We start from the raw sequence: 7,755 nt of genomic DNA, 5'->3' as shown, positions 1-7,755 counted from the left end.
TAATATCTTATTTAGAAATAGCAATATCAGTATTAAATGGTTAAATAGCGTGAAAAAAAGCAGGAGTTTATTATTCGAATTTCTTTTAAATTCTTTTAGCGGAGTCCAAAACCAGAACAATTACCTGATTTTTCACGTTGGAAAGATACCGCATGTTCAACATATTCTTCATCAAATTTTTTTAGAGTACTTTTTCCCAAAAGATTTTTCGGGAGAAATAATCAGCCTTTATCTCCCAATTCTCTTTACTGAATTGATTCGCAATTATAATCTTGAATTTTCTGATCCACGTCTCTCTTATCCAAGTAATGAAAATATTATTGCCTTTCTCGAGCTTATTGAGAAGGACTATAAAAACATAACCTTAAAGAAAGCGGCAGAGAAATTGGGCTACAATAAAAATTACTTAAGTAATTTGGTGAAAGAGAAAACCGGATTAACTTTCACTGAGCTCGTAACAAAACAACGCCTCAATCGTGCCAAAATGTTGCTGGAAACGACCAATCATTCAATCAGCAGTATTATCCAGGAAGTTGGTTTTACAAATAAAACTTATTTTTACAGAGCATATAGGAATGCTTATCGGGAATTACCTAGCGAAACAAAAAAGAAATCAAACGGATAACTGCAATCCGGGACAGTCACCTATCCTATGCCTCCGCATACCTTGCATTAAAGAAGGAGGTATGGAGATGGGCATTGATTTGACGATTATTCACTGGGTGTATTTAACCTTTATTGTTCTTATTATTCGCATGATGGTGTTGAAAAAGGATACGTCCATTATTTGCATTGCCGGAATTTTTGTGATTGCTTTCATTGCGACCGGTTCTTTTTCCGCATCAGTCAGCGGGGTTTTCACCAGTTTTGTGTTTGCCATTAAAGAATTACTGCCGATTATTCTTGTTATATCGATTATCGTTTCGATGAGCAAAAGCCTGCTTGATACCGGCATCAATGATGTGATGGTCGCCCCGTTTGCCAAACTCATCAAAGGGCCAAACCTCGCTTTCTGGGTGATCGGGCTATTGATGTTTGTGATCTCAACTTTCTTTTGGCCTTCCCCTGCTGTTGCACTTATGGGGGCCGTGCTGCTGCCGGTTGCATTGCGGGTCGGGCTGCCGGCAATCGGCGCAGCTGTTGCCATGAACTTGTTCGGCCACGGCATCGCGCTTTCCGGCGACTACGTCATCCAGGGCGCGCCGAAACTAACGGCGGACGGCGCTGGGCTCCCGGTATCATCCGTTATCGAAGCAAGCATCCCATTAGTCATCGTCATGGGCGCCGTCACAACCATTACCGCCTTCATGCTGTTAAAACGCGACATAAAAAAAGGTGTGCTTCCTGCCGCAATCCAAACTGCAGCACACGCCTCCGCTTCATCCGGCACCAAAGAATTCCGGCTCAAGCCCGCCTACAGAAATTTTTTCGCCGTACTCATCCCGGTGTTATTTATTCTCGACATCACCGCAATGGCCGTCTTCAAATTACAGGGGGATGCGGCTACGGCACTGGTCGGCGGCACGTCGATCATCATTTTGCTCTTGATCGCCCTTACCGGTTCCCACAAAAACGGTCTGGAAAACGTTACGAAATATTTGATCGATGGCCTGCAATTCGGTTTCCAAGTATTCGGACCTGTGATCCCGATTGCTGCATTTTTCTATCTTGGCGGGGATGGCTTCCACACGATGATAGGTGCCGAACTACCGAAAGCTTCCCAAGGTATTGTCAATGACCTCGGCGGCGCTCTGGCGGCAGTTATGCCAATCTCAAAAAAAATCGGCGCATTAACAGTTGCTGGAGTCGGCGTCATTACCGGCCTTGATGGATCCGGGTTTTCAGGGATTTCACTCGCCGGTTCGATTGCAAATCTGTTTTCCCATGCGATCGGCTCCGGCGCAGCAACCTTGACGGCACTCGGGCAAGTTGCCGCCATTTATGTCGGCGGCGGAACCATTATTCCGTGGGCGCTGATCCCGGCGGCGGCGATCTGCAACGTCGATCCATTTGAACTCGCGCGGCGCAATTTGATCCCGGTCATCATCGGCCTTGTTGTGACCACCATTGTTGCCATTTTCCTCATCTGAACCCCAAAAAGCGGCCGCATCCCCTGCGCCGCTTTCTTTTAAAAGGAAAAATCCATGATATAATAGTAAAAACATTATCTTAGGGGGAGTTTGGATGCCATTAGAAAATTTACATAAAAAGCTTGAGGCCCTATACCCGGAAATGGTGGAAGTAAGGAGATATCTCCACATGCATCCGGAATTATCTTTTAAAGAAGTGGAAACGGCCCGCTATATTGCTGATTTTTACAAAAAACTAGGCATTGGGGTGCGCGAGCATGTCGGAGGAAACGGCATCGTCGCCCGTGTGAAAGGCGCCAAACCCGGAAAAACAATTGCACTGCGTGCCGATTTTGATGCACTTCCGATCCAGGAAGAAAATGACGTACCGTATAAATCGCAAGTGCCGGGTGTGATGCATGCATGCGGGCATGACGGGCACACCGCGACGCTTCTGATCCTTGCCAAAGCGATCCACAAATTGAAAGATGAACTGCAAGGTGAGTTTGTATTCATTCACCAGCATGCCGAAGAATTTGCGCCGGGCGGGGCGAAAGCAATGATCGAAGACGGCTGCCTCGACGGGGTTGATGCGGTTTTCGGCACACATTTATGGGCAACGGCTCCGACCGGACATATCCAGTACCGAAAAGGGCCATTCATGGCAGCAGCCGATCGTTTTGAAATCATGATCCATGGCCATGGCGGGCACGGCGCGCAGCCGCATCTATCAAAAGACGCCGTCGTAATCGGGGCGCAGCTTGTCACCAATCTCCAGCAAGTTGTCAGCCGGCGCATCAATCCGGTCCAATCGGCCGTACTAACAATTGGTACGTTTGAATCCGGAGATGCATTCAATGTCATTGCCGATACGGCGAAAATCACAGGGACAGTCCGGACATTTGACGAAGAAGTAAGGGACAGCGTGGAAAAAGAAATTGAGCGGATCGTCAAAGGAACATGCCTGACAGCCGATTGCAAATACGACTACGAATATTTCCGCGGCTACCCGCCGGTTGTAAACCACGATGCGGAGACGGAATTTTTGGCGGAATGCGCGAAACAAATTCCTGAAGTAAAAAAAGTCGAAGAAATTGACGCGTCCATGATTGGGGAAGATTTTGCCTATTATTTGCAGCATGTAAAAGGGGCCTTTTTCTTCACTGGGGCGGATCCGGAAAAAGCGGACCCGGCTTACCCGCACCACCATCCCCGTTTTGACATCAATGAAAAAGCAATGTTGATTGCGGCAAAAACATTGGGCACTGCAGCCATCCAGTATCAAAATGCGTAAAAAAGGGAGCAGGCGGTTCAAAAAGCCTGCGCTCTTTTTTTATCCGAAAAATACCTGATCCGGTAGGCGTTCAAAGCCGTTTCCCCGAGATGATGAAGCAAATTATAGTTCGCGTACGCCCCGACCGCAGCGCCGATGCCGGGCACAAGCTGCAGCATTTTGACAAAGTCGAGATAGTCACGGTACTCTTGCTGCAGCACTTTCCAATCAATTTCTTCAGGAAGGACGGGATGCTTTTCCCAGTTCTCAACCACCCCGAGCATCTTTTTCCGGTGTGCATCGCTTGAAAACGCAAGCTGGAAGACGTGCAAAATAAAGGAGCGTTCTTCCGGCGTATCCGTGTCAAACCCGTGGATGGCAGCCGTGTCAAACAAAAATTTCATCTTGATGGACAACAGCAGCGGAAAATCGGCCAAGCCGAGGAAAAAACCACCCGCCCCAGTTCCCGCACCTTCCGCGGACGCCAGTTTTTTATAACGTTCGAGTTTTTCCCAGATCAGTGTTTCTTTTTCCTTGAGCGGCAAATGAGCGGTCATACCGCTTTTCGTTAAAAATTCGGAACTATATAAAGCGCCCTGCACCATTTTCCTGATGCCTTCCGTGATCACGGCTTGCACTTTATCCGGGATCCAATTGTTGATTTTCAATTGTGCACCTTTTGCAGCCCGGCTCAATATCCCGGAACGCTTCGTGATTTTCCGTCTCCACTCTTCCAATTCCTGGCGGGCTTCCTTTTCATATTCCATGAAACCACTCCTTTACTGTGTATTTCATGTTTTCCGGATTTTTCCCGGAACATACCAGACAATAAGCAACCACGTAAACACGGCCCCTGCAGCGAGGACGAGCAACCCGTTCATCCATAAGCCGTTTAAAGCGGAAGCCGCCGCAAACACTACCGTCTGCACATACAGGCAAACCGACAGCAATCGGAGAAAAGAGGCTTTTTTTAAGCGAGTGTGGACCGGATAAAGCCGAAGCCAAATTTTTAAATCATGGTAGCCGATCATGGGAATCATTTGGAATGCGGTCAAGTATATAAACACAACCGCAAGGGATAACGCCAGTAAACGTTCATGACTGAAAAACAGCAATACCGCCCCGATTGTCGTCAGCCGCACATAAAGTCCGAAATATTGGCTTGTTCGGAGGAATGTCCGCGCAAACAAATATTGGTAAGCGTGTTCCTGCCCGTAATGGATGCCGCCAAGGAGCGGATCAAGCCATTTGCACCGTTTTACCTGCGCTTTCAGTTCCGGCACGTCTGTGAACAAATTCGCAAACCGGTAAAAACCCATCATTCTTCTCTGTTCACGTTCGATCAGCACATCCCACCTCAGCGTCCGGTTTTTTGCCAGCCTGTAAAAATATGCGAACAAAACGATCATCACAGCAGCCAATATCCCGACCAGCCAGACAGGGGCGCATTTTACAACAAGAAAAACAAACGCGGCGCTGCAGGCAAACCGGACAATCCAATCCCAAACAGGGACGGAAGCATCCGTCAGTTTTAATACGTACCAAACCAAAAGCAGGTTCCATATTTTTAAAACGAACAGCATCACGAGCAGGCCGAAAAAACTGCCGAATCCTCGACCCGTCACTTTGGCATACATCGGCATCAGGGCAGCAAGCGCAAAAAGCAACACATACGCCTGGATGCTGAAGCTGAACAGGATGGCCTTCCGGAAAAAGGGGCGCATCCGCATTTCCATCGGGATCAAGAACACTTGGTCCGCTTCTTTTAGCAAAGTATGGACAGGGCTGGCCGCCAAAACAAGCCCGAGCACTACGCCCATCACAAGTGCGGCGGGGAAATCGGGTTCAAGATGCCGGACCCAGCGGCTGTAATAAAAAGCAGCGGCCCCAAGCCCGAAAATGAGCACAAATAGAAGATGGTCGTTAAAAATATACCGGCTGTAGCGCCTGAGCTCTTTTAAATACGACGCAAACCGTTCTTTCCAAAGGTGGTCAATTCCGTTCATCTTCATCATCCTTTGTCAGCCGGATGTACAAATCATCCAATGTCGCACCAGGCATGCCGAATTGCTCCTGCAGTTGTGATAGCGTCCCTTTTGCGCGGATCTTTCCGTTATGTAAAATGATAAATCCGTCGCAATACCGTTCCGCCGTTGCCAAAATATGCGTAGACATCAATATGCCTGCGTCCTTTTTTTTCATCGTATTCATTAAATTGAGCAGCGATCGGATGCCGAGCGGATCCAAACCAAGAAAAGGTTCGTCAATGATATACAGGCTTGGCTCAACCAAAAAGGCGCACATAATCATGACCTTTTGCTTCATTCCTTTTGAAAAATTTGCCGGGAACCAGCCGAGTTTTTTATGCAGGCGGAACTCCTTCAACAAGGTCTCCGTTCTTTCACCGTATGTTTTTTCATCGATACCGTACGCCATTGCGGTAAGTTTCAAATGTTCCTCCAATGTCAGCTCGTCGTACAGGATCGGGGTTTCCGGTATGTATGAAAACTGTTTCCGGTAAGCATCCGGATCCGATTTTAATGTTTTCCCGTTGATTGTGATTTGGCCTTTTTTCGGTTCCATCAGGCCGATAATATGCTTGATCGTCGTACTTTTTCCTGCGCCGTTCAAGCCGATTAAGCCGATCAGCTTGCCGGCTTCCACCGTAAATGAAACATCTTGTATGACAGGCTTTTTTGTATAGCCTCCCGTTAATGATTGAACTTCCAATAGTGCCATTTCAAGAACCCCTTTTGTCCATAGTTCTGTACCCGTACCGTTATTGTACCATGAATGCCGGCCGGACTGAATGTAATCAGAAATTCCGCCCGTAAAATTTTCGCTCCAGCATGCATAGATTCCGGAATTCTGCCCATTCTATAAATGCAGGGGAAATCAATAAGCAAATCGGGGTGGTTGTCAAAGACCGGTACGAAATGCTTAAGGTAAGCCAGTAAACCATTTCCAGGCACCCATTCAAATCGAAAGGTGTTTGCGGCAGATCATCATGGTTTAAAGGCAAAAGCACTTTAAACTTTAACCCGATAAGGGGATGATAGCGTTGGAAAGAGTTGAGAAAGCCCATTATCAACCACTTTCATCGTAAATGATGGGTTGATCAAAGGCGCTTTTCGGCAATATACCTGTAAAAAACCCTGCAAGCGGGACGGACCAATACGGATTCCGTCCCGTTTTCTTTCCTTTCACCTTTCTATCCGTTATAATGAAATCAAAAAAATGGAAAGGTTGATGGGAATGTGCATTTTTTGTAAAATTGTGAACGGTGAGATCCCAAGCGCAAAAGTATATGAGAATGAGCATGTGTATGCTTTCCTTGACATCAGCCAAGTGACAAAAGGCCATACGCTCATTGTCCCTAAAAAACATAAAGAAAATATTTACGAACTGACACCGGAAATTGCCCGTAATTTTTTTGAATCCGTTCCGCTGGTGGCCAACGCTTTAAAAGCGGCATTTCAGCCGGATGGGCTCAATGTATTGAACAATAACGGCGAGATTGCCGGCCAGTCCGTATTCCATTACCATATGCACCTCATTCCAAGATATGGGAAAGGCGACGGCTTCGGGGCAGTCTGGAAAACACATGAAAAAGATTACTCCCAGGAAGACCTCCAGCAAATTGCTTCCGCCATTGCAGAGAAAATATGAAATGAACTCCTGCCACACTGCAGGATTTTTTTTACGGGATAGACAATCAGCGAATTTGTGAAAAACATTCACAACTCTTCCGGAAACATGATATAATAATGGTAATCTTTCGCCGCCGGCCATGAGGGCACGCCGGGAAAGCCAATTGACGAGAAGAGATGAGGAGAGATGAGGCAAATGAAAACAAAATCGCTTGTCAGCTTGGCATTGCTTGTTGGGATTGGTGCGGTTTTGCACACAGTGATACCGGGTTTCGTGTTCGGGATGAAGCCCGATATGATGCTCACGATGATGTTTATCGGCATTATTTTATTTAGAGAGAAAAAATATGTTCTTTTGCTCGGTGCCGTGACCGGGATCATTGCCGGATTAACATCAAGTTTTCCAGGCGGTTTTTTCCCGAACATGATTGATAAGCTGATCACATCGTTTGCTTTTTACGGCTTGCTGGCTGCATCCGGCAAATTGTCGAAAAGGTTGCCGATACTCGTTGTTTTGACGGCTGTTGGCACGATTATTTCCGGAACGGCATTTTTAGGTTCGGCTTATTTCCTTGTTGGGCTGCCGGGGTCTTTCGCCATTTTGTTCGGCACTGTCGTTTTGCCTGCAGCCGCATTGAACGCTGTCGTGATGTTTATCCTTTATCCGATTGTTTCTACCGTTGTCAAACGCACAGATATCGTACACAGCATGTAAAGCGTGGAAAAATGGCCGCCGGTCTTTCCGGCGGTTTTTTATACTGGA

The 7,755-nt window shown here is 47.0% G+C and carries 8 protein-coding genes; 5 read left to right on the top strand and 3 right to left on the bottom strand.

Features of this window, described 5'->3' with window-relative positions:
• The 3 genes from GBH70_RS15850 to GBH70_RS15840 all read left to right on the top strand — a co-directional run.
• The coding region (locus GBH70_RS15850; protein WP_151681937.1) for an AraC family transcriptional regulator at positions 1–625 on the top strand (625 nt) is incomplete at its 5' end.
• 67 nt (positions 626–692) lie between these two features.
• Positions 693–2,090: a hypothetical protein gene (locus tag GBH70_RS15845; protein WP_151681936.1), complete on the top strand. Its 1,398-nt coding sequence runs from the start codon at positions 693–695 to the stop codon at positions 2,088–2,090.
• A gap of 94 nt (positions 2,091–2,184) precedes the next feature.
• Positions 2,185–3,363: a M20 family metallopeptidase gene (locus GBH70_RS15840; protein ID WP_151681935.1), complete on the top strand. Its 1,179-nt coding sequence runs from the start codon at positions 2,185–2,187 to the stop codon at positions 3,361–3,363.
• Between the two features lie 17 nt (positions 3,364–3,380).
• Here the strand turns inward: GBH70_RS15840 and GBH70_RS15835 are convergent, their stop codons facing one another.
• Genes GBH70_RS15835 through GBH70_RS15825 form a run of 3 tightly spaced genes read right to left on the bottom strand, consistent with a single transcriptional unit; the run spans position 3,381 to position 6,081 of the window.
• Positions 3,381–4,109, bottom strand: coding sequence for an EcsC family protein (locus GBH70_RS15835; RefSeq protein WP_151681934.1), 729 nt, complete (start codon positions 4,107–4,109; stop codon positions 3,381–3,383).
• Between the two features lie 24 nt (positions 4,110–4,133).
• Positions 4,134–5,348, bottom strand: coding sequence for an ABC transporter permease (locus GBH70_RS15830; RefSeq protein WP_151681933.1), 1,215 nt, complete (start codon positions 5,346–5,348; stop codon positions 4,134–4,136).
• Positions 5,335–6,081, bottom strand: coding sequence for an ABC transporter ATP-binding protein (locus GBH70_RS15825; protein WP_151681932.1), 747 nt, complete (start codon positions 6,079–6,081; stop codon positions 5,335–5,337). The genes GBH70_RS15830 and GBH70_RS15825 overlap by 14 nt, the downstream gene beginning before the upstream one ends.
• A gap of 510 nt (positions 6,082–6,591) precedes the next feature.
• Between GBH70_RS15825 and GBH70_RS15820 the strand changes: the two genes are divergently transcribed.
• Positions 6,592–7,011, top strand: coding sequence for an HIT family protein (locus GBH70_RS15820; protein ID WP_302466616.1), 420 nt, complete (start codon positions 6,592–6,594; stop codon positions 7,009–7,011).
• 177 nt (positions 7,012–7,188) lie between these two features.
• Positions 7,189–7,707, top strand: coding sequence for a tryptophan transporter (locus tag GBH70_RS15815; RefSeq protein WP_151681930.1), 519 nt, complete (start codon positions 7,189–7,191; stop codon positions 7,705–7,707).
• The last annotated feature ends 48 nt before the right edge of the window (positions 7,708–7,755 follow it).

This window comes from Weizmannia acidilactici, from assembly GCF_008974225.1.
Taxonomy (GTDB): Bacteria; Bacillota; Bacilli; order Bacillales; family Bacillaceae_C; genus Weizmannia; species Weizmannia acidilactici.
The sequence above is the reverse complement of the archived record's forward strand: the minus strand, read 5'-3'. Positions and strand labels throughout refer to the sequence as shown.